The following is an 18994-nucleotide window of genomic DNA, read 5'->3' as shown; positions in this document are numbered from 1 at the left end:
ATCATCGTGATCAGCCGCCGAACAACTTGCGCAGGTCGCGCACGCTGTTGTTCAGGCTGGCCGGTTTGTTCATGCCTTGCTGCAGCAGCTCGACCATCGGGCCGTGCAGCTTGACGGCGGCATCGAGCTCGCCGTCGTGGCCGGGCGAATACGCACCCAGCTGGATCAGGTCGCGCGCCTTCGTGTACTTCGCGCTCAGCTGGCGGAAGCGCCGCGCGGCGTCGATGTGCTCCTGCGGGCTGACGTTGTTCATCACCCGCGAGATCGAGCGCTCGACGTCGATCGCCGGGTAGTGCCCCGCCTCGGCCAGCTCGCGCGACAGCACGATGTGGCCGTCCAGGATGCCGCGCGCCGCGTCGGCGATCGGGTCCTGCTGGTCGTCGCCTTCGCTCAGCACGGTGTAGAACGCGGTGATCGAGCCGACGCCGTGGATCCCGTTGCCGCTGCGCTCCACCAGCTGCGGCAGCTTCGCGAAGCAGCTCGGCGGGTAGCCCTTGGTGGCCGGCGGCTCGCCGATCGCCAGCGCAATCTCGCGCTGCGCCATCGCGAAGCGGGTCAGCGAATCCATCAGCAGCAGCACATGCTGGCCACGGTCGCGGAAGTGCTCGGCGATCGCGGTCGCGTAGCTCGCACCCTGCAGGCGCGTGAGCGGCGGCGCATCGGCCGGCGCAGCCACCACCACCGAGCGGCGCAGGCCTTCCTCGCCGAGGATGTCCTCGATGAATTCCTTCACTTCGCGGCCGCGTTCGCCGATCAGGCCGACCACGATCACGTCGGCTGCGGTGTAGCGCGCCATCATGCCGAGCAGCACCGATTTGCCGACGCCGGTGCCGGCGAACAGCCCGATGCGCTGGCCGCGGCCGACGGTCAGCATCGCGTTGATCGCCCGCACGCCGGTGTCCAGCGGCTGGCGAATCGGGTCGCGGTCCATCGCATTGATCGGGCGGCGCACCAGCGGCTCGTTGTGCACGCTGCCGAGCGGCCCCTTGCGGTCCATCGGCAGGCCCTGCGAATCGACGACGCGGCCGAGCAGCCCGTCGCCCATCGGCAGGTGCAGCGTGCGGTCTTCGCTGCGCCGCCACTGGTGCTGCGTCGCGCCCAGCAGCAGCGGCACGATCGGCGACGGCCGCGGCACGACGCGCGCGCCGCTCGCCAGGCCGTGGATCTCGCCGGTGGGCATCAGGTAGGCGCGGTCGCCCGAGAAGCCGACCACCTCGGCCAGCACCGGCGGCTGGCCGTCCATGCGCACCTCGCAGACCGAGCCGACCGGCACGCGCAGGCCGGCGGCCTCGAGCACCAGCCCGGCCACCCGCACCAGCGTGCCCTGGGTCTCCAGCGGCATGGCATCGGCCGAGAAGTTCTTCAGGTCGCCAAGGTAGCGTTGCCACTTGTCGGCGGTCGCAACGGCCTTGGATTCGGGCTTCGACGTGATCATGCGGCGTCACCGTTCTCGTCGATCTCGGGCAGCGGCGGCTCATCGCCTTCCCATTCCTGCTCGCAGCCGAGCGACGCGGCGACCCGGCGCCAGCGCGCTTCGAGCGTCGCGTCGATCACGCCGATGTCGGACTCGACCAGGCAGCCGCCGCGCAGCACCTCGGCGTCGGACAACAGGCGCGCGCCGCGCGCGGCCAGCACGTCGGCCGCGCCCTGGGCGACCAGCGCATGGTCGTCCGGGTGCACGCGCACGGTGATGTGGCGGGCGCTCAGCAGCAGCGTGTCGACCGCCTCGGTCGCGACCACCGCCACCAGTTCGGGCTTCATGCTCAGTTCGCTGCGCACCATCTGCTTGGCCAGTTGCGTCGCGGTGACGGCCAGCGCGCGCGCCATGTCCTGCTGCAGGTCGTCGAGCTGCTGGCCGAAGCCCTGCACGATCGCGCCGACCTGCGCGGTGACCTGCGCCGCATAGCTCTGCTTGAAGCCGTCGAGCGCGACCAGGCCATCGCGGTAGCCGTCCTGGTAGCCGGTCTGGCGCACCTGCTTGAGCTGCGCCATCAGTTCGTCGACCGGGTTCGGCGCCGGCGGAGCCGGCGGCTCGGGCCGGTGCACGCCGGTGTTCGGCGCCTCGTTGCCGCCGGACAGCGAGCCCGGCGTCCACGCGGCGAACGAGCTCAGCTCCTCGCGCGGGATGAAGCGGCTGTAGGTGCTGGTCGGCTTCGCGCCGGCCGGCGGTGGCACCTGCCGCGGGCCGTTCGGCTTAGAGGAACTGGTCATCACCGGCGCCTCCGAGCACGATCTGGCCTTCGTCGCTCAGGCGACGCACGATCTTCAGCATTTCCTTCTGCTCGGCCTCGACCTCGCTGACGCGCACCGGGCCGCGCGATTCCAGGTCTTCGCGCAGCGTCTCGGCGGCGCGCGTGGACATGTTACGGAACACCTTCTCGCGCATCTCCGGCGTCGCACCCTTCAGCGCGATCACCAGCGATTCGGACTGCACTTCCTTCAGCAGCAGCTGGATGCCCTTGTCGTCGACCTTCTCCAGGTCGTCGAAGGTGAACATGTTGTCCATGATCTTCTGCGCCAGCTCGTTGTCGGCCTCGCGCACGTAGTCGAGCACCGCGGTCTCGATGCTGCCGCCCAGCAGGTTGATCATCTCGGCCGCGGTCTTCACGCCGCCGAGCGAGGCCTTGCGCAGCTTGTCGCCGCCGGCCAGCACCTTGCTCATCACGTCGTTCAGGTCCTTCAGCGCCGCCGGCTGGATGCCGTCGAGCGTGGCGATGCGCACCACCACCTCGTTGCGCTGGCGCTCGGTGAAGCACTTCAGCACCGACGAGGCCTGGTCGAAGTCCAGGTGCACCAGGATCGCCGCGACGATCTGCGGGTGCTCGTTGCGCAGCAGCTCGGCGACCGAGCTCGCGTCCATCCACTTCAGGCTCTCGATGCCGCTGGTGTCGCCGCCCTGCAGGATGCGGTCGATCAGCAGGTTGGCCTTGTCGTCGCCCAGCGCCTTGCGCAGCACGCTCTTCACGTACTCGTCGGTGTCGGTGACGAGCAGGCTCTGCTCCTGCGCCTGGTTGGCGAAGCGCTCCAGCACCGTCTCCACGCGGTCGCGCGGAATGGTCTTCATCTTCGCGATGGTCTCGCCGAGGCCTTGCACCTCTTTCGGCGTCAGGTGCTTGAACACCTCGGAGGCTTCCTCCTCGCCGAGCGACATCATCAAGATCGCCGCGTCTTCCAGTCCCTTGGTGTCCATCGTCTGTTCCGTGGTTCTTTTGATTGGCGACGGTCAGGCGGCTTCGCCGCTGACCCAGTCGCGCACGATGCTGGCCACGGCAGCGGGGTTGTCCTTGGCATAGGCGCGGGCGGCGATCAGCGTCGGGCTGATGCGCGGGGCTTCGAGCATCGGCAGCTTCGCGTCGGCATCGTTGCCCACCTTCGGCAGCGCCTCGGCATCGTCGACCATGGCGTTCAGCGTGTTGCCGCGCGCATCGGCCGGCGACACCGGCTGCGGCAGCGCGGCCTTCAGCGCCGGGCGGATCAGGCCGAACACGATCACCATCGCGACCAGGGCCAGCGAAGCCGGTACTGCGGCGGCGCGCAGCATGTCCAGCGTCTGCGGCTGCTTCCAGATCGGCGTGGTGTCGGGTTCGATCTTCTCGATGCGGAACGGTGCGTTGATGACCTTCACCGAATCGCCGCGCTCCTGCTTGAAGCCGATGCTCTCGCGCACCAGCACGTTCAGCTTCTCGATCTCGTCGGGCGTCAGCGGCACGGTGGTGGTCTTGCCCTTGGCGTCGGTCACGCTGCGGTGGTTGACGACCACCGCGGCGTTCAGGCGCTTGACGGTGCCGGTCGCGTTGCGCGTCACCCGCACGGTCTTGTCGACCTCGTAGTTGGTGACGGCTTCCTTGCGGCTGTTGGTGTTGCTCGCGGCGCCGTTCTGCGCGGTCTGCAGCGGCTGGGCGGCGCCCGTCACCGGGGCGGTCGCCGGCACCGGCGGCTGGTTCGACGCGGCACCGGGGATGCCGGTGGCGCCGGCGCCGCTCTGGCCCATCTGCTCGCTGCTCTGCTGGCTGCGCACGCTGGCCTGGGCGTTCTCGCCCTGGTTGGGCTTGAACTCCTCGGCGGTGGATTCCACCTGCGAGAAGTCGATGTCGGCGGTGACCTGCGCGCGCAGGTTGTCGCGGCCGATCACCGGCTCGAGGATGTCGAGGATGCGCTTGTTGTAGCTGGCCTCGATCTGGTTCACGTACTGCAGCTGCTGCGCGTCGAGGCCGGCGCCGTTGCTGGCGTCGGGCGCGGCCGACAGCAGCGTGCCGGTCTGGTCGAGCACGCTGACGGCCTTCGGGTTCATCTCGGGCACGCTGGACGACACCAGGTGCACGATGCCGGCGATCTGCGAGCGGTCGAGCGTGCGGCCGGGGTGCAGCGTCAGCATCACCGAGGCGCTCGGCTTCTGCTGTTCGCGGAAGAAGCCGTTCTGGTTCGGCAGCGCGAGGTGCACGCGGGCGTTCTGCACCGCCGACATCGCGGTGATCGAGCGGGTCAGCTCGCCTTCGAGGCCGCGCTGGAAGGTCAGGCGTTCCTGGAACTGGGTCTGGCCGAACTTGGCGCCGTCCATCAGCTCGAAGCCGACGATCGAGCCCTTCGGCAGGCCGGCCGACGCGAGCTTCAGGCGCAGGTCGTGAACTTGTGCCGACGGCACCAGGATCGCGCCGCCGCCATCGGAGTAGCGATAGGGCACGTTCATCTGCGACAGCTGGGCAATGATCGCGCCGCCGTCCTTTTCGGACAGGTTGGCGTACAGGACCTTGTAGTCGCCCTGGCTGCTCCACAGCGTGATGGCGGCGAGCACCGCGATCAGCGCCGCGATGCCGAGGCCCAGGCTGGCCTTGCTCTTGGCCGGCAGCGCCGCCAGGCGCGCGCCGAACCCTGCCGGCACGGGGAGCTGGCTGGGGTTGGCAAGGGTGACCGCGTTGTCCATGTTGTTCGCTTGGTGCTGTGACGGCAAAGGCCGGCTGACGGAAGCGATTATTTGGAAACTTGAGGTTTCAATTGCGTTGAACAGCCGGGGAAACGGCCCGCAGTTCGCCCCATCCGGCTTCAGGGTCTTGTCTACAGTCCGATCCCATGGACGTCACCCTCAAGCCCTTCAATTTCGCGCAGGCTGCGGCCCGTGCGGGGATGAACCCGAACGGCACGCCGCTGGTCAACAGCAGCAAGGCCACCGAGGGCGCGGGCTTCCAGCAGGCGCTGACGCAAGCGCTGCGCTCGGTGAGCGATTCACAGGTGAAATCGGACGAGATGCAGCGCCAGGTGTCGCTGGGCAACCCGACGGTCAGCCTGGAAGAGACGATGGTCGCGATGCAGAAATCGCAGATCGGCTTCCAGGCCACGCTGCAGGTGCGCAACCGGCTGGTGCAGGCTTACTCCGACATCATGAACATGTCGGTGTAAAGGGCTGTCAGCGTGCCGGGGCGGTGCGCCGCTGTAGTGTTCTGTCGTGACGTGCTTGTCGTGACGGAATCGACAGCCCGCCATGACCCCCCATTCGCGTGTACCCGAAGGCGCAAGCGCCCGAAGTTCGGGACAATGGCGGCCTGATATCCGACGCCCCCTGTGCACCACGAGGTGCCCGGCGCGGCGTCTCACCGTTGGGCTGCTGTTTGAAATCCGCGTTCGTTATTCCGGGGCTGCTGGCTGCCGCCCTCGTGACCTGCCTGCCGGCCCATGCCGACGACGCCGTCGAGCAGATGGTGGCCGGCATCGATGCCGTGCTGTTCGTCTGCATGCCGGTCGACCCGAAGAGCATGAAGCCCGGGCAGGACATGCTCGTGCAGCTGGCGGCCAAGACCAAGTCGGACCTGTCGTCGGTGCGCAAGAGCGACGGCTACCGCAGCACCTACAACTCCGAGGTGAACCGGATGCTGTCGATGCCGGCGAAGGACAAGCTGGCCACCTGCCAGCGAGCCTTCTGACCGGCAGCCGCTCTTACTTGAGCGCCTTGTAGCGCAGGCGTTTCGGCTTCGCGCCCTCTTCGCCCAGGCGGCGCTTCTTGTCGGCCTCGTACTCCTGGTAGTTGCCGTCGAAGAACACCCACTTCGAATCGCCTTCGCAGGCGAGGATGTGCGTCGCGATGCGGTCCAGGAACCAGCGATCGTGGCTGATCACCATGATGCTGCCGGCGAATTCGAGCAGCGCGTCTTCCAGCGCGCGCAGCGTTTCCACATCGAGGTCGTTCGACGGTTCGTCCAGCATCAGCACGTTGCCGCCCTGCGCCAGCGTCTTCGCCAGGTGCAGGCGCCCGCGCTCGCCGCCCGACAGGCTGCCCACCAGCTTCTGCTGGTCGTTGCCCTTGAAGTTGAAGCGGCCGATGTAGGCGCGCGACGGCATCACGAACTTGCCGACCACGATGTTGTCGAGCCCGCCCGACACGTCCTGCCACACGGTCTTGTCGGAATCCAGCGACTCGCGGCTCTGCTCGACGAAGGCCATCTTCGTGGTCGGGCCGATCTTCACGGTGCCCGAATCCGGCTGCTCCTTGCCGGCGATCATGCGGAACAGCGTCGACTTGCCGGCGCCGTTCGGGCCGATGATGCCGACGATCGCGCCGGCCGGCACCTTGAAGCTCAGGTCGTCGATCAGCACGCGGTCGCCGAAGCTCTTGCTCACGTTGGTGAACTCGATCACCTCATGGCCCAGGCGGTCGGCCACCGGGATGAAGATCTCGTTGGTCTCGTTGCGCTTCTGGTAGTCGACGTCGCTCAGTTCCTCGAAGCGCGCCAGGCGCGCCTTGCTCTTGGCCTGGCGGCCCTTCGGGTTCTGGCGCACCCACTCCAGCTCCTTCTTCATCGCCTTTGTGCGCGCGTCCTCGGTCTTCTGCTCCTGCTCGAGGCGCTGCTCCTTCTGGTCGAGCCAGGTGCTGTAGTTGCCCTTGTACGGAATGCCACGGCCGCGGTCGAGTTCGAGGATCCACTCGGCCGCGTTGTCGAGGAAGTAGCGATCGTGGGTGATGGCCACCACGGTGCCGCTGAAGCGGCTCAGGAACTGCTCCAGCCAGTCGACCGACTCGGCGTCCAGGTGGTTGGTGGGCTCGTCGAGCAGCAGCATGTCGGGCTTGGACAGCAGCAGGCGGCACAGCGCGACGCGGCGCTTCTCGCCGCCCGACAGCTTGCCGACCACGGCTTCCCAGGGCGGCAGGCGCAGCGCATCGGCCGCGATCTCGAGCTGCAGGTCGGTGTTCTCGCTGCCGGCGGCGGCGATGACGGCTTCGAGCTCGGCCTGCTCGGCAGCCAGTGCGTCGAAATCGGCATCGGGCTCGGCGTATTCGGCATACACCTCGTCGAGGCGCTTCTTGGCGGCGAGCGAACCCCCCAGGCCTTCTTCGACCGCCTGGCGCACCGTCTGGTCGGGCGCCATCACCGGCTCCTGCGGCAGGTAGCCGATGCGCAGGTTGGGCATCGGCGTGGCCTCGCCTTCGATGTCCTTGTCGATGCCGGCCATGATCTTCAGCAGCGTGCTCTTGCCGGAACCGTTCAGGCCGAGCACGCCGATCTTGGCGCCGGGGAAGAAGCTGAGGGAGATGTCCTTGAGGATCTGGCGCTTGGGCGGGACGATCTTGCCCACGCGGTTCATCGTGAATACGTACTGAGCCATGGCGTGTGGTCCTGGAGAGCGGGAAGAGCTGGGGAAGAGCTGGAATGGCCGGCCGCAGAACGCGGCGCCAAAACCGGTATTGTCGCCGCTCCGCGGCCCGCGTCGCGACGGCACGCGGATCAAGCCCGCGCCGACCCCGCAGTTCGGCCGATGAAATCGCGTTCAGCAGGTAGAATGCCGCCACCAGCGCAGACACCAGTCACTTCGCTGCCGTCATCCCTGACCTGAGCCTCGCGCTCGCCTCACCGTCTGCCTGCGACTGGCGCCGAAGATCTCGGCGACGGGCCGATCTCCTGATGGATCCCCATGTCTTTTGACACCCTCGGCCTGTCCGAGCCCCTGCTGCGTGCCGTTCACGAACAGGGCTATACCGTTCCCACTCCCATCCAGGCACAGGCCATCCCGGCCGTGCTGTCCGGCGGCGACCTGCTCGCCGGCGCCCAGACCGGCACCGGCAAGACCGCCGGCTTCACGCTGCCGATGCTGCAGCGCCTGTCGGCCAAGCCGGCGGTGCGCGACGCACGCGGCAAGCTGCCGATCCGCGCGCTGATCCTCACGCCCACCCGCGAACTCGCGGCGCAGGTCGAGGAAAGCGTGCGCACCTACGGCAAGTACCTGCAGCTCACGTCGATGGTGATGTTCGGTGGCGTCGGCATGCAGCCGCAAATCGACCGCCTGCGCAAGGGCGTCGACATCCTGGTGGCCACGCCCGGCCGCCTGCTCGACCACCACCAGCAGCGCACGCTCGACCTGAGCCACGTCGAGATCTTCGTGCTCGACGAAGCCGACCGCATGCTTGACATGGGCTTCATCCACGACATCAAGAAGGTGCTGGCGATCGTGCCGGCGCAGAAGCAGAGCCTGCTGTTCTCGGCCACCTTCAGCGACGAGATCAAGACGCTCGCCGACCGCCTGCTGAACAAGCCGGCGCTGATCGAGGTCGCGCGCCGCAACCAGACCAACGACGCGATCGCGCAGAAGGTCCACCCGGTCGGCCGCGAGATGAAGAAGGAGCTGCTGACGCACCTGATCAAGTCGAACGACTGGCACCAGGTGCTGGTCTTCACGCGCATGAAGCACGGCGCGAACCGGCTGGTCGAGCACCTGCTGAAGCAGGACATCAGCGCGATGGCGATCCACGGCAACAAGAGCCAGAGCGCGCGCACCAAGGCGCTGGCCGACTTCAAGACCGGCGACCTGCAGGTGCTGGTGGCCACCGACATCGCGGCGCGCGGCATCGACATCGACCAGCTGCCGCACGTCGTCAACTTCGAGCTGCCGAACGTGCCCGAAGACTATGTGCACCGCATCGGCCGCACCGGCCGCGCCGGCGCGCAAGGCGAGGCGGTCTCGCTGGTGTGCGTCGACGAGAACGGCTTCCTGCGCGACATCGAGAAGCTGATCAAGCGCGAGATCCCGAAAGAGATCGTGCCGGGCTTCGAGCCGAGTGCCAATGAGCGTCCCGAGCCGATCGTGCTCGGCCGCATGGTGATCGGCGAAGGCGCCGGCCGCGGCGGCCATCGGCATGCCGGTGGTGGCGGCGGTGGTGGCCGTGGGGCTGGCGGCGGTGGTGGACATGGCGGCGGCGGTGGCCGCGGGCGTGACAGCCGTGGCGGCGGCGGTGGCGGATCCGCACCGGCACGCACCGGGGGTGGTGGTGGCAGCAACGGCGGTGGTCAGGGCCACGCCCGCACCGGTGGCGGCCAGGCGCCGGCAACGTCGGCAGCGCGCACCAGCAGCGGCCCGCGTCCGGCGCAGCCGGGCAACGGCCCGCGCCGCGATGGCGCGAAGCCGGCGCCGCGCCTGACCCAGCCGAAGCGCTGAGGCGCTGAAATCACGGTTGTCTGTCAGTTGCCGAGGGAGTCGGCACTCACAGACAGCCGGATTTGTATCCAGTTGTTCCGCGCATTGTGGGGATCACGCCGACAGCTCCCGAGGCTTGTCGCGTCTGGATACATATCGAGCCGACATGGGGCGTACCGTCGACGCCCGCCCATTCGACTCAAGAGAACACCCCATGGACAGCACCTGGCACACGGCCTGGCAAGGGCCGGACATCGTCGTTTTTCATGACGATGCCGAAGTCGACCGCTTCAAGGCCGCCGACGTGCAGCGCGTGATCTTCGTGCAGCACGGCAGCGGCGAGCACCTTGGCGACCTGTCGTACTCGGTGGTGGAACTGCCGGACGAGTTCCTGCTGCTGCCTGCGAACACCGGCTTTGCCGGGCGGGTGCACTTCGAACGGCTGGCGTTCTGGGCAGAGAAGCGCTGCATCTTCTGGGCCCATGAATCGCATGCCCCGCTGCCCGGGCGCCTGCGCCGCGGCTTGCGGCTCCTCAAACCCGCCTTGCCGATCTTCGGGCGAGTGCCGCGCGTCGAGCTGGACGACACCATCGCCCGCTGGACGCTGACCGGCCCGCAGACCTGGGACGAGCGCAAGTGGCAGCGGATCGCGTTGAGCCGGCCGTTTGCCACGGCGGTGGAGGCGGCCAAGCCGCGCTTGCGCGCCTGATCGCAGACAAAAGAATGACAGCGGTCGAGGCGGCGAGCGGGCCGAGCGCCGGGCCGCCCCAAGCCGGCCCGCGATCCCCCCGGGGGATCGGCAAAGTACCCTTTGCCGAGGGGTCGTCATGAAACAAAAAACCCGGCCTGAGCCGGGTTCCCTGTGCCTTTGGGCGCTGACGCCCGGAAAGCTGCCTGGATCTCAGGCGGCCTTCTTTTCAGCCTTGGCCTTCTTGGCCTTCTTGGTCGACTTCTTGGCGACCTTCTTGTCGGCAGCGGCCGGAGCCGCTTCCTTGGCAGCCGGGGCGGCAGCGGCCGGAGCCGAAGCAGCTTGGGCGAATGCGCCCATCGAGAAGGTGGCGGCGATCAGCGCGGCGATGAGTTTGTTCATGGGGGGCTCCTTTGCAAAGGTCGAGCAACACGCTCGGGTGGCACAACGGGAGCTCGGGCAGGCTCGTTGACGAAAGTTCAACGTTTATTTGCGAACAGTTCGTGAACGTGACATTCGTCAAGCCGCAGCACCGGTGTGGCGCAGCAATCGACCGGCTCGAGCAGCGTCCACCAGGCTTGCAGGCTACGGGTAAACACCAGATCGGCCAGCGCATCGCGCAAGGCCAGCGACTCGGCGCTGCCCACCTGCAGCCCCAGCGACCAGTGCCGGTCCGACCATTCAGGCCGGTCGAGCGCGGTGCACAGGCGCTGCCAGAACGGCAGCTCGAGGGCGCCGATCGCGAGGTGGCGGCCATCGGCCGTGCGGTAGACGCCGTAGCAAGGCGCACCGCCGGACAGCAGGTCGCCGCCGGGCACCGGGGCGCGACCGGTCTGCGCGACCACCAGGTCGGCCAGCACATGGTGGCGGCGCACTTCATGCGTCATCGAGATGTCGACATGCCGTCCGCTGCCGCCGCGCTGCACCGCCAGCAAGGCCGCGAGGATGCCGGCCACCGCTGCCTGCGTGCCACCCATCAGGTCGCCGATCTGGAAGTTCGGCGCGATCGGCTCGCCGTCGGCTGTGGCGAGTTGGTGCAGCACGCCGGCCATCGCGATGTAGTTGATGTCGTGGCCGGCCCGCTGCGCCCACGGCCCGGTCTGGCCATAGCCGCTGATCGAGCACATCACCAGCCGCGGGTTGCGCGCCGACAGCACCGGCCAGCCGAGCCCGAGCCGGTCCATCGCGCCGGGCCGGAAGCCTTCGATCAGCACGTCGGCCTGGGTGACCTCGTCGAGCAGCGCGGTGCGATCGGCTTCATCGCGCAGGTCCAGCGTGCGCAGCGACTTGCCTTCGTTCAGCCGGCGGAACATCAGCGCCGGCTCGCCCGCCGCGCGTTCCGCCTCGGTGCGCCACAGCTCGCGCGCCCCGTCCTGCTGGCCCGGCGGTCCTTCGATCTTCAGGACGCTGGCGCCCAGGCGCTGCAACTCCAGCGTGGCCAGCGGGCCGGGCAGCAGCCGCGTCAGGTCCAGCACCCGCACGCCAACAAGCGGCAGGTCGCAGGTCATTCAGCGCATTTGATCCAGCGGACGCCGCGGAACCGGCTTTGCCGGGCCGCTGGCGGCGCCCCCTTGAGGGGGAGGCGCGCAGCGCCTCGGGGGTGGGTCATTCAAACTTTCCTTCGCGCATCCACTTGGTGGCGACCCATTTTTCGCCTTCGAGCACCGGCGCGCCGCCGTGCAGCGTGCGTGTCATCGGGTGCGGCCGGTCGTAGCTGAAGAACACCGCATTGCCCTTGACCGGCGACACCTCCAGGTGCACGTCGGGGAAGGTGGTGGCGCCGCCGCGCTTTGGCGAGTTCAGGTAAACCACCAGCGTGCCGACCCGCTGGCCGCCGCGCTTCAGGATGGTCGGCGTGCCCGGCTGCGCCGGGTCGAAGTAGTCGTAGTGCGGCTTGTACTCGGCGCCCGGCTGGTAGCGCAGGATCTGCAGGCCCTCGCCGTTGTCGAGCGGCCAGTTCAGCAGCTTCGCGATGCGCTCCTCGACACGCGCGCAGATCGGGTTCTCGGCACGGCCGAAGAACATGCCCTCGCTGGTGCGCGCGACGTTGACCTCGCTCGCGCCGGTGGTCGTGACCACCGTCTCGGAACGGGCCAGCCGCTGGCGCGCCTGCGCGACGAGTTCGTCGCACTCGGCCTCGGTCATCAGCCCGCCGAACACGACGACGCGCGGGTTGCGCATCGCCATCACGATCTTGATTTCATGTCCGTCGACCACCACCGAGCCCGGCGAGTCGAGCAGGTCCGGCTCGGGCACTGGAACCGGTACCGGCAGGCCGTTCGCCTTCGCGTGATCCTTCAGGAAACCCTGCAGCGTGTTCTCCAGCGCATCGATCGCGACGTCTTCGGTCCAGCCGCTGTCGATCATGGACTTCAGGACGTCGTCCGGGCTGCGGCCGGCCTTGGCCTGGTCGACGATCCATTGCCGCAGTTCGGGCGTGATGTTCTGCTTGGTCGTGCTGTTCATGGTGGGGTCAGCTCAGGTGGACGCGGCCTGCCCGCCCTCGGGCAGGCGGCGACGAAAGACCAGCCGGTCGGGTTGCGACACGGCGGGATCGAAACGGTAACCGTCGGCGTTGAATTTTTCCAGCCCCTTCGGCGTGGCCAGCCGCTTCTTCACCGCATGGCGGGCCATCAGCCCGCGGGCGCGCTTTGCGAAGAAGCTGATGACCTTGTACTGGCCGTTCTTCCAGTCCTCGAACACGCAGTCGACGACGCGCGCCTTCAGCACCTTGCGGCGCACCGCGCGGAAGTATTCGTTCGACGCGAGGTTGACGACCACCGGGCTGGCATCGGCCGCGAGGCGGTCGTTCAGGTGCTCGGCCAGCGTGTCGCCCCAGTAGTCGTACAGCGTGGCGCCGCGCGCGGTGGGCAGCGGCGTGCCCATCTCGAGCCGGTAGGGCTGCATGCGGTCGAGCGGGCGCAGCACGCCGTACAGGCCCGACAGGATGCACAGGTGCTGCTGCGCCCAGGCCAGGTCGGTGTCGCTCAGCGTCGGGGCCTTCAGGCCGTCGTAGACATCGCCGTCGAACGCGAGTGCGGCCGGGCGGCTGTTGGCGTCGGTGAAGCGGGGGCTCCAGGCCGCATAGCGCTCGACGTTGAGCTGCGACAGCGACTCGGAGAGGTGCATCAGCGACGCGATGTCGGCGACCGACTGCGTCTTCAGCACCTGGATCAGCTCCGCCGACCGGGGCAGGAAGGACGGCATCGTCGGCTCGTGCGCGGTGCGCAGCGGCGTCTCGTAGTCGAGGGTCTTGGCGGGCGAGAGCAGGAACAGCATGAAGCCGGGGCGCGGGGTGGAAGGAAATCGGAAACCCCGAACTCTATCGAATCGGCGTGCAACATCTGGTTTCCAGGTGTGCCCGCGCTTCAGCGGGCTCAACGGAAATCAGCGGAAATCAGCGGAAATCGCGACTTCTCGCCATCAGGCCGCCGAGCAGCGGCGTGTGGTCGATCATCTTGACCGCCAGCAGGTGCATCACGTCGCCCTGGCGCTGCCACTGGCCGTAGACCGTCAGCAGCCGCGAACCGAGCAGGGCCTGGCGCTGGGTCTCGAACACCCGCGGCCAGACGATGATGTTGACCGCGCCGGTCTCGTCTTCGAGCGTGACGAAGATCGTGCCCTTCGCGGTCTGCGGCCGCTGCCGGTGCGTGACCAGCCCGCTCGCGCGCGCCAGCCGGCCGTCGGGGTAGCCGCGCAGCACCGCCGCGGTCTGCACCTGGAAGGCGTCGAGCTGCGGGCGCAGCAGCGCGAGCGGGTGGCGCTTCAGCGTCAGCCCGAGCGCCTGGTAGTCGGCCAGCGTCTCGTCGGCCTCGGCCGGCTCGGGCAACTGCAGCGCGGGCTCGTCGACGCGGGTGCGGCTCAGCATCGCGGTGGGCCGGGTGTCGACGCCGGCCACCGCCCAGGCCGCCTGGTGGCGGTGGCCGCTCAGGCTGCGCAGCGCATCGGCCTGGGCCAGCGACTGCAGCTCGTGCGCATTCAGTCCGCCGCGCCGCGCCAGGTCTTCGGGGCTCGCGAAGGCGCCGTGCTCGCGGGCCGCGGCAATGCGTCGGCCCGCGGCCTCGGGCAAGCCGCTGACGCGGTTCAGTCCCAGCCGCACCGGCCGCAACCCGTCGCCGTGCGCACGGGGCTCGTCCAGCGGCCACTCCAGCGCGCAGTCCCAGTCGCTGCAATCGACATCCACCGGCCGCACCTCGACGCCGTGCTCGCGCGCATCGCGCACCAGCTGCGCCGGGCCGTAGAAACCCATCGGCAGGCTGTTCAGCAACGCGGCCAGGAAGGCATCGGGGTGGTGGCACTTGATCCAGCTGCTGGCGTAGGCGAGCAGCGCGAAACCGGCCGCATGGCTTTCCGGAAAGCCGTACTCGCCGAAGCCCTCGATCTGCTTGAAGATGCGCTCGGCGTAGTCGAGCTCGTAGCCGTTGGCGACCATCCGGCCGACCAGCCGCTCGTGGAAGGGCCCGAGGCCGCCCTTGCGTTTCCAGGCCGCCATCGCACGGCGCAGCTGGTCGGCTTCGCCCTGCGTGAAGTCGGCCGCCAGCATCGCGATCTGCATCACCTGCTCCTGGAAGATCGGCACGCCCTTCGTGCGCATCAGCGCGGGGCGGATCCCCTCGGGGCAGTCGATGTCGTCATCGGCGAGCGTCCGGTTCTTCAGGTAGGGGTGGATCATGCCGCCCTGGATCGGGCCGGGCCGCACGATCGCCACCTCGACCACCAGGTCGTAGTAGGTGCGCGGCTGCAGCCGCGGCAGCATGCTCATCTGCGCCCGGCTCTCGATCTGGAACACGCCGATGGTGTCGGCCTTGCAGATCATGTCGTAGGTGGGGGTGTCGCCCTCGGCGATGTCCTGCATGCGGAACGGATGGCCCTTCTTGTGGCCGATGAATTCCAGCGCGCGGCGCAGCGCGCTGAGCATGCCGAGCGCGAGGATGTCGACCTTGATGAGCCCGAGCGCGTCGAGATCGTCCTTGTCCCACTGCACGACGCTGCGCTTGTCCATCGCGGCGTTCTCGACCGGCACCAGCTGCTCGATCTGGTCGCGCGCGATCACGAAGCCGCCCGGGTGCTGGCTCAGGTGGCGCGGAAAACCCACCAGCATGCCGGTGAGTTCGGCCCATTGGCGCACCACCAGCGAATCGGGGTCGAAGCCGTTCTCGCGCAAGCGGTCGGCGCTGATGCCGCGGCCGTCGAACCACTGCTGGCTCTTCGACAGCGCATCGATGCGCTGCAGGTCGATGCCGAGCGCGCGGCCGACATCGCGCACCGCGCTGCGCGGGCGGTAGCTGATGATGACCGCGGTGAGCGCCGCGCGGTGGCGGCCGTACTTGCCGTAGATGTACTGGATGACCTCCTCGCGGCGCTGGTGCTCGAAGTCGATGTCGATGTCGGGCGGCTCGTTGCGCTCGGCGCTGATGAAGCGGCCGAACAGCAGCGTTGCGCGCCCGGGATCGACCTCGGTGACTTCGAGGCAGTAGCACACCAGCGAGTTGGCCGCGCTGCCGCGGCCCTGGCACAGGATGCCGCGATCGCGCGCCCAGCGCACGATGTCGGCCACCGTCAGGAAGTAGGCCTCGTAGCCGAGCCGCTCGATCAGCGCGAGTTCGTCCTCGATCTGCCTGGCCCACTCGGGCTTCAGCCCGTTCGGAAAGCGCTTCGGCACGCCGGCATGGGTGAGCCGGCGCAGGTGGGCGATCGGCGTGCTGCCCTCGGGCACGACCTCGCGCGGGTATTCGTACTTCAGCTCGGCCAGCGAGAAAGTGCATTGCGCGGCCAGCACCACCGTGTTGTCGAGCCACGCCGGCTCGTAGAGGCCGGCCAGCCGGCCGCGCGAGCGCAGGTACTGCTCGGCGTTCGGCGCAAGCTGCAGCCCGCATTCGGCGAGCGGCAGCTTCAGCCGCGTGGCGGTCAGCGTGTCCTGCAGCGACTTGCGCGAGCGCAGGTGCATCAGCACGTCGCCGGCCGCGACCACCGGCAGGCCGACCCGCCGGGCGACGTCCGGCACGAGGGCGAGCAGTTCGTCGTCGCCGGGGCGGTGCAGGCGCTCGACGACCAGCGCGGCCCGTTCGTGGAACCAGGTCTTCAGCCACATCGCATGTGCGAACACCGTCTCGAACGGCTGCGAGGCCTCGGGCACCAGCAGCGCGAGGCAGTCGGGCAGGCCGGCCAGCGTCGGCGCTTCGGGCACGCCGCCTTCGAGGTCGGACGGGTGGGCGCGGTAATGCCCCTTGTCGGCACGGCGCCGCGCGACGGTGATCCAGTGCGACAGGTTGCCGTAGCCGCGGCGCGTCTTCGCGAGCAGCACAAGCCGCGCATGCGGGGCGCCGTCGGCCGGCAGCGTGAGCCGCATCTCGCTGCCGATGATCAGGTGCAGCTGGCGGCGCTGCGCTTCGACATGCGCGCGCACGACGCCGGACAGCGAGCATTCGTCGGTGATCGCGAGCGCCGCGTAGCCGAGGTCGGCCGCGCGGTTCACCAGCTCCTCGGGGTGCGAGGCGCCGGTGAGGAAGCTGAAGTTGCTGCGGCAGTGCAGCTCGGCGTAGGACGAAAGCATCTCTGAGAACAACTGTATGTTCATACAGTATATGAAGCGCCCGTCGGCTGCAAGCGTGTTCAGGACGGATGGGCCGCCCATCGGGCTGCCCGGGGGGTCAGGCACGCGGCAGAATCGTTGCCCCTCCCGACGAGATCGCCCCGATGCCCCACGCCTTCCGCCGGCCCTTGCGCCGGCCCCTGCGGCCGCTTCGCGCGCTGTCCCTCGCCGCGGTGGCCGCCGCCGCATCGTTCGGCTGCGCCTACCCGCGCACCATCCACGTCTACGACGAGGCCTGCCAGATCACTGCGCGCCAGATGGTGCTCGACGTGGCGGACGTCAACGTGATCTCATCGTGCAGCGGCAACCACTGCGTCGTCCAGCTGGTGGGCCAGGCCGCGCTGCTGGCCGCCTCCACCGTGATCTCCGGCAGCATCGTCGTGACCGGCAATGTCGTCTACTGGCTCGAGAAGAAGCGTGACTGCCGGCCGAAGCCGGCGCCCTCCGACACAGCCGCGCCGGCGTGATCGTCCGCCGCATGGCCTGCGGTGGCACCATGCGGCGTAGCCACCCTCCTCCACCCTCGCCGAGGCGCCGCAGACCATGTCAGATTCGAACCATTCTCCTGCGCCGTTCACCGTCGCCGATCTGGCAACGCTCGAAGCCTTGTTCGGCCCGGTCGGCGAGGCGTCGATCCGCAAGGAGGTGCCGTCGCTGCACCCGGTGTACCGCCGCTGGCTCGAGGCCGCGCCGTTCGCGGTGCTCGCCACCAGCGGCCCGGGCGGGCTCGATGCGTCGCCGCGCGGCGACCCGGCCCCGCTCGTCACCGTGCAGGACGAGCACACGCTGCTGCTGCCCGAGCGGCGCGGCAACAACCGCATCGACAGCCTGCGCAACATCGTCGCCGACCCGCGCGTCGCGCTGCTGTTCATGATCCCCGGCGTCGGCGAGACGCTGCGCGTCAACGGCCGCGCCCACCTCAGCGTCGACCCCGACCTGCTGCAGCGGCTCGCGATGGATGGCCGCCCGCCGACGTGCGTGATCGTCGTGCACATCGAGACAGTGCTGTTCCAGTGCGCCCGCGCGCTGCAGCGCTCGAAGCTGTGGGCACCACCCGCCTCCGATGCCCGCAGCACGGTGCCGTCGGCCGGCGCGATGCTGGCCGCGCTCACCGATGCGGCGATCGACGGCGCGGCCTACGACCGCGATCTCCCCGAGCGGCAGCGCACGACGCTGTATTGACTGCCGGACCGACGATGAGCACTCCGATGCCCACCTCGAATGCCTCGGTCGAGCTGCACACCGAGCGGCTGCTGCTGCGCCCGCTGCGCGACGGCGACGCCCCCGCGCTGCTGGCGATCTTCAGCGACCCCGAGACGATGCGCTACTGGAGCGCGCCACCGTGGACCTCGATCGACCAGGCGCACGCGATGATCGAGCGCGACCGCCCCGCGATGGCCGCCGGCGAGCACCTGCGCCTGGGCATCGAACGGCTCGACGACGGCACCCTGATCGGCCTGTGCACGCTGTTCCACCTGAACGCCGCCTGCCGCCGCGCCGAGGTCGGCTACGTGCTCGCCCGGTCGGCCTGGGGCCACGGCCACATGAACGAGGCCTTGCGCGCGCTGTTGCGGCACGGCTTCACCGCGATGAACCTGAACCGCGTCGAAGCCGACCTCGACCCGCGCAACCATGCCTCGGCCGCCAGCCTCGAGCGGCTCGGCTTCACCCGCGAAGGCCATCTGCGCGAACGCTGGATCGTCGGCGACGAGGTGTCGGACAGCTGGCTCTACGGGCTGTTGCGGCGCGAATGGGAAACCCTCGACACCGACGAAGCATCCGGCGGATGAACGTGTCCGGAAACGGCCACCGCTGACCCGCCATCGCCCCTACGCTGGGGTCGTCAACCGGAGAACACGATGGCCTCGATCCGCAAGCAAGTCTCGATCAACGTTCCGGCCGGGCAGCTGTGGGACGCGGTGCGCGATGTCGGCGCGCTGCACACCCGGCTGGTCCCCGGCTTCGTCACCGATTGCCGGCTGGAGGACGACGGCGGCGCCCGCGTCGTGACCTTCGCCAACGGCGTGGTGGCCCGCGAACTGATCGTCGACCTCGACGACGATGCGCGCCGGCTGGCGTGGAGCGCGGTCGGCGGCCGGCTCACGCACCACAACGCCTCGGTGCAGGTGTTCGACGAAGGCAGCGCCGCATGCCGCCTGGTGTGGATCGCCGACCTGCTGCCGCACGCGATGGCCTCCGCCATCGCCGCGATGATCGAGCAGGGCCTGCAGGCGATGAAGACGGCGCTGGAATCGGCCGCGGCCTCGGGCCACAATGCGCCCCTGCACGGCCCTCCCGGATGACTCCCGAGCGAAAGG

The 18994-nt window shown here is 69.0% G+C and carries 18 protein-coding genes; 8 read left to right on the top strand and 10 right to left on the bottom strand.

Features of this window, described 5'->3' with window-relative positions:
* Positions 1-10: 10 nt before the first annotated feature.
* Genes fliI through fliF form a run of 4 tightly spaced genes read right to left on the bottom strand, consistent with a single transcriptional unit; the run spans position 11 to position 4921 of the window.
* Complete coding sequence (fliI, locus tag ASC98_RS12545; RefSeq protein ID WP_056802452.1) at positions 11-1435, bottom strand: flagellar protein export ATPase FliI; 1425 nt, start codon at positions 1433-1435, stop codon at positions 11-13.
* A complete protein-coding gene (locus tag ASC98_RS12540) occupies positions 1432-2211 on the bottom strand; it encodes a FliH/SctL family protein (RefSeq protein ID WP_056802449.1) in 780 nt (259 codons plus the stop codon). The genes fliI and ASC98_RS12540 overlap by 4 nt, the downstream gene beginning before the upstream one ends.
* Positions 2195-3190, bottom strand: coding sequence for a flagellar motor switch protein FliG (fliG, locus tag ASC98_RS12535; RefSeq protein WP_056802446.1), 996 nt, complete (start codon positions 3188-3190; stop codon positions 2195-2197). The genes ASC98_RS12540 and fliG overlap by 17 nt, the downstream gene beginning before the upstream one ends.
* Positions 3191-3223: 33 nt before the next feature.
* Positions 3224-4921, bottom strand: coding sequence for a flagellar basal-body MS-ring/collar protein FliF (gene fliF, locus ASC98_RS12530; protein WP_056804627.1), 1698 nt, complete (start codon positions 4919-4921; stop codon positions 3224-3226).
* A gap of 200 nt (positions 4922-5121) precedes the next feature.
* Here fliF and fliE point away from each other — a divergent pair, with 200 nt between their 5' ends.
* Together fliE and ASC98_RS12520 are read left to right on the top strand one after the other, a co-directional pair.
* Positions 5122-5394, top strand: a complete 273-nt coding sequence (gene fliE / locus ASC98_RS12525) for a flagellar hook-basal body complex protein FliE (protein ID WP_056804624.1) — start codon at positions 5122-5124, stop codon at positions 5392-5394.
* A gap of 254 nt (positions 5395-5648) precedes the next feature.
* Positions 5649-5915, top strand: a complete 267-nt coding sequence (locus ASC98_RS12520) for a hypothetical protein (protein ID WP_056802443.1) — start codon at positions 5649-5651, stop codon at positions 5913-5915.
* Positions 5916-5928: 13 nt separating this feature from the next.
* On the opposite strand, the gene ettA is transcribed toward ASC98_RS12520, so the two are convergent.
* On the bottom strand, positions 5929-7593 hold the full coding sequence (gene ettA / locus ASC98_RS12515; RefSeq protein WP_056802439.1) for an energy-dependent translational throttle protein EttA: 1665 nt from the start codon (positions 7591-7593) through the stop codon (positions 5929-5931).
* 306 nt (positions 7594-7899) lie between these two features.
* Here ettA and ASC98_RS12510 point away from each other — a divergent pair, with 306 nt between their 5' ends.
* Positions 7900-9417, top strand: a complete 1518-nt coding sequence (locus ASC98_RS12510) for a DEAD/DEAH box helicase (RefSeq protein ID WP_082542124.1) — start codon at positions 7900-7902, stop codon at positions 9415-9417.
* A gap of 193 nt (positions 9418-9610) precedes the next feature.
* On the top strand, positions 9611-10105 hold the full coding sequence (locus ASC98_RS12505; protein ID WP_056802436.1) for a hypothetical protein: 495 nt from the start codon (positions 9611-9613) through the stop codon (positions 10103-10105).
* Between the two features lie 192 nt (positions 10106-10297).
* Here the strand turns inward: ASC98_RS12505 and ASC98_RS12500 are convergent, their stop codons facing one another.
* The 5 genes from ASC98_RS12500 to ASC98_RS12480 all read right to left on the bottom strand — a co-directional run bounded on the left by ASC98_RS12500 (position 10298) and on the right by ASC98_RS12480 (position 16637).
* Positions 10298-10486: a hypothetical protein gene (locus ASC98_RS12500; protein WP_056802433.1), complete on the bottom strand. Its 189-nt coding sequence runs from the start codon at positions 10484-10486 to the stop codon at positions 10298-10300.
* A 77-nt stretch (positions 10487-10563) separates the two neighbouring features.
* Complete coding sequence (locus ASC98_RS12495; RefSeq protein WP_157598109.1) at positions 10564-11592, bottom strand: CaiB/BaiF CoA-transferase family protein; 1029 nt, start codon at positions 11590-11592, stop codon at positions 10564-10566.
* Between the two features lie 97 nt (positions 11593-11689).
* Entirely contained in the window at positions 11690-12550 is an 861-nt protein-coding gene (locus tag ASC98_RS12490; RefSeq protein WP_056802429.1) for a 2OG-Fe(II) oxygenase, read from the bottom strand.
* Positions 12551-12562: 12 nt separating this feature from the next.
* Positions 12563-13363 (bottom strand): peroxide stress protein YaaA, encoded by an 801-nt coding sequence (gene yaaA / locus ASC98_RS12485; protein WP_056802426.1) that lies wholly within the window; start codon positions 13361-13363, stop codon positions 12563-12565.
* A 118-nt stretch (positions 13364-13481) separates the two neighbouring features.
* Complete coding sequence (locus ASC98_RS12480; protein ID WP_200953076.1) at positions 13482-16637, bottom strand: error-prone DNA polymerase; 3156 nt, start codon at positions 16635-16637, stop codon at positions 13482-13484.
* A gap of 143 nt (positions 16638-16780) precedes the next feature.
* Here ASC98_RS12480 and ASC98_RS12475 point away from each other — a divergent pair, with 143 nt between their 5' ends.
* The 4 genes from ASC98_RS12475 to ASC98_RS12460 all read left to right on the top strand — a co-directional run bounded on the left by ASC98_RS12475 (position 16781) and on the right by ASC98_RS12460 (position 18979).
* On the top strand, positions 16781-17143 hold the full coding sequence (locus ASC98_RS12475; protein ID WP_157598110.1) for a hypothetical protein: 363 nt from the start codon (positions 16781-16783) through the stop codon (positions 17141-17143).
* 76 nt (positions 17144-17219) lie between these two features.
* The gene (locus ASC98_RS12470; protein WP_056802417.1) at positions 17220-17858 is read left to right on the top strand and encodes a pyridoxamine 5'-phosphate oxidase family protein; all 639 of its coding nucleotides are present in this window, start codon (positions 17220-17222) and stop codon (positions 17856-17858) included.
* 14 nt (positions 17859-17872) lie between these two features.
* A complete protein-coding gene (locus ASC98_RS12465; protein WP_235581248.1) occupies positions 17873-18466 on the top strand; it encodes a GNAT family N-acetyltransferase in 594 nt (197 codons plus the stop codon).
* Positions 18467-18535: 69 nt separating this feature from the next.
* Positions 18536-18979, top strand: a complete 444-nt coding sequence (locus tag ASC98_RS12460; RefSeq protein ID WP_056802411.1) for an SRPBCC family protein — start codon at positions 18536-18538, stop codon at positions 18977-18979.
* The last annotated feature ends 15 nt before the right edge of the window (positions 18980-18994 follow it).

The sequence above is a fragment of the Rhizobacter sp. Root1238 genome, from assembly GCF_001425825.1.
Lineage (GTDB): Bacteria > Pseudomonadota > Gammaproteobacteria > Burkholderiales > Burkholderiaceae_C > Rhizobacter.
This window is presented reverse-complemented; position numbering and strand designations above follow the sequence as displayed.

Coding starts and splice junctions, on each gene's coding strand:
- ASC98_RS12510 (WP_082542124.1), top strand. CDS start 7,900: ATGTCTTTTGACACCCTCGGCCTGTCCGAGCCCCTGCTGCGTGCCGTT.
- fliI (WP_056802452.1), bottom strand. CDS start 1,435: ATGATCACGTCGAAGCCCGAATCCAAGGCCGTTGCGACCGCCGACAAG.
- ASC98_RS12470 (WP_056802417.1), top strand. CDS start 17,220: ATGTCAGATTCGAACCATTCTCCTGCGCCGTTCACCGTCGCCGATCTG.
- ASC98_RS12465 (WP_235581248.1), top strand. CDS start 17,873: ATGAGCACTCCGATGCCCACCTCGAATGCCTCGGTCGAGCTGCACACC.
- ASC98_RS12505 (WP_056802436.1), top strand. CDS start 9,611: ATGGACAGCACCTGGCACACGGCCTGGCAAGGGCCGGACATCGTCGTT.
- fliG (WP_056802446.1), bottom strand. CDS start 3,190: ATGGACACCAAGGGACTGGAAGACGCGGCGATCTTGATGATGTCGCTC.
- ASC98_RS12495 (WP_157598109.1), bottom strand. CDS start 11,592: ATGACCTGCGACCTGCCGCTTGTTGGCGTGCGGGTGCTGGACCTGACG.
- ASC98_RS12475 (WP_157598110.1), top strand. CDS start 16,781: ATGCCCCACGCCTTCCGCCGGCCCTTGCGCCGGCCCCTGCGGCCGCTT.
- fliF (WP_056804627.1), bottom strand. CDS start 4,921: ATGGACAACGCGGTCACCCTTGCCAACCCCAGCCAGCTCCCCGTGCCG.
- ASC98_RS12460 (WP_056802411.1), top strand. CDS start 18,536: ATGGCCTCGATCCGCAAGCAAGTCTCGATCAACGTTCCGGCCGGGCAG.
- ASC98_RS12500 (WP_056802433.1), bottom strand. CDS start 10,486: ATGAACAAACTCATCGCCGCGCTGATCGCCGCCACCTTCTCGATGGGC.
- ettA (WP_056802439.1), bottom strand. CDS start 7,593: ATGGCTCAGTACGTATTCACGATGAACCGCGTGGGCAAGATCGTCCCG.
- ASC98_RS12480 (WP_200953076.1), bottom strand. CDS start 16,637: ATGCTTTCGTCCTACGCCGAGCTGCACTGCCGCAGCAACTTCAGCTTC.
- ASC98_RS12490 (WP_056802429.1), bottom strand. CDS start 12,550: ATGAACAGCACGACCAAGCAGAACATCACGCCCGAACTGCGGCAATGG.
- yaaA (WP_056802426.1), bottom strand. CDS start 13,363: ATGCTGTTCCTGCTCTCGCCCGCCAAGACCCTCGACTACGAGACGCCG.
- fliE (WP_056804624.1), top strand. CDS start 5,122: ATGAACCCGAACGGCACGCCGCTGGTCAACAGCAGCAAGGCCACCGAG.
- ASC98_RS12540 (WP_056802449.1), bottom strand. CDS start 2,211: ATGACCAGTTCCTCTAAGCCGAACGGCCCGCGGCAGGTGCCACCGCCG.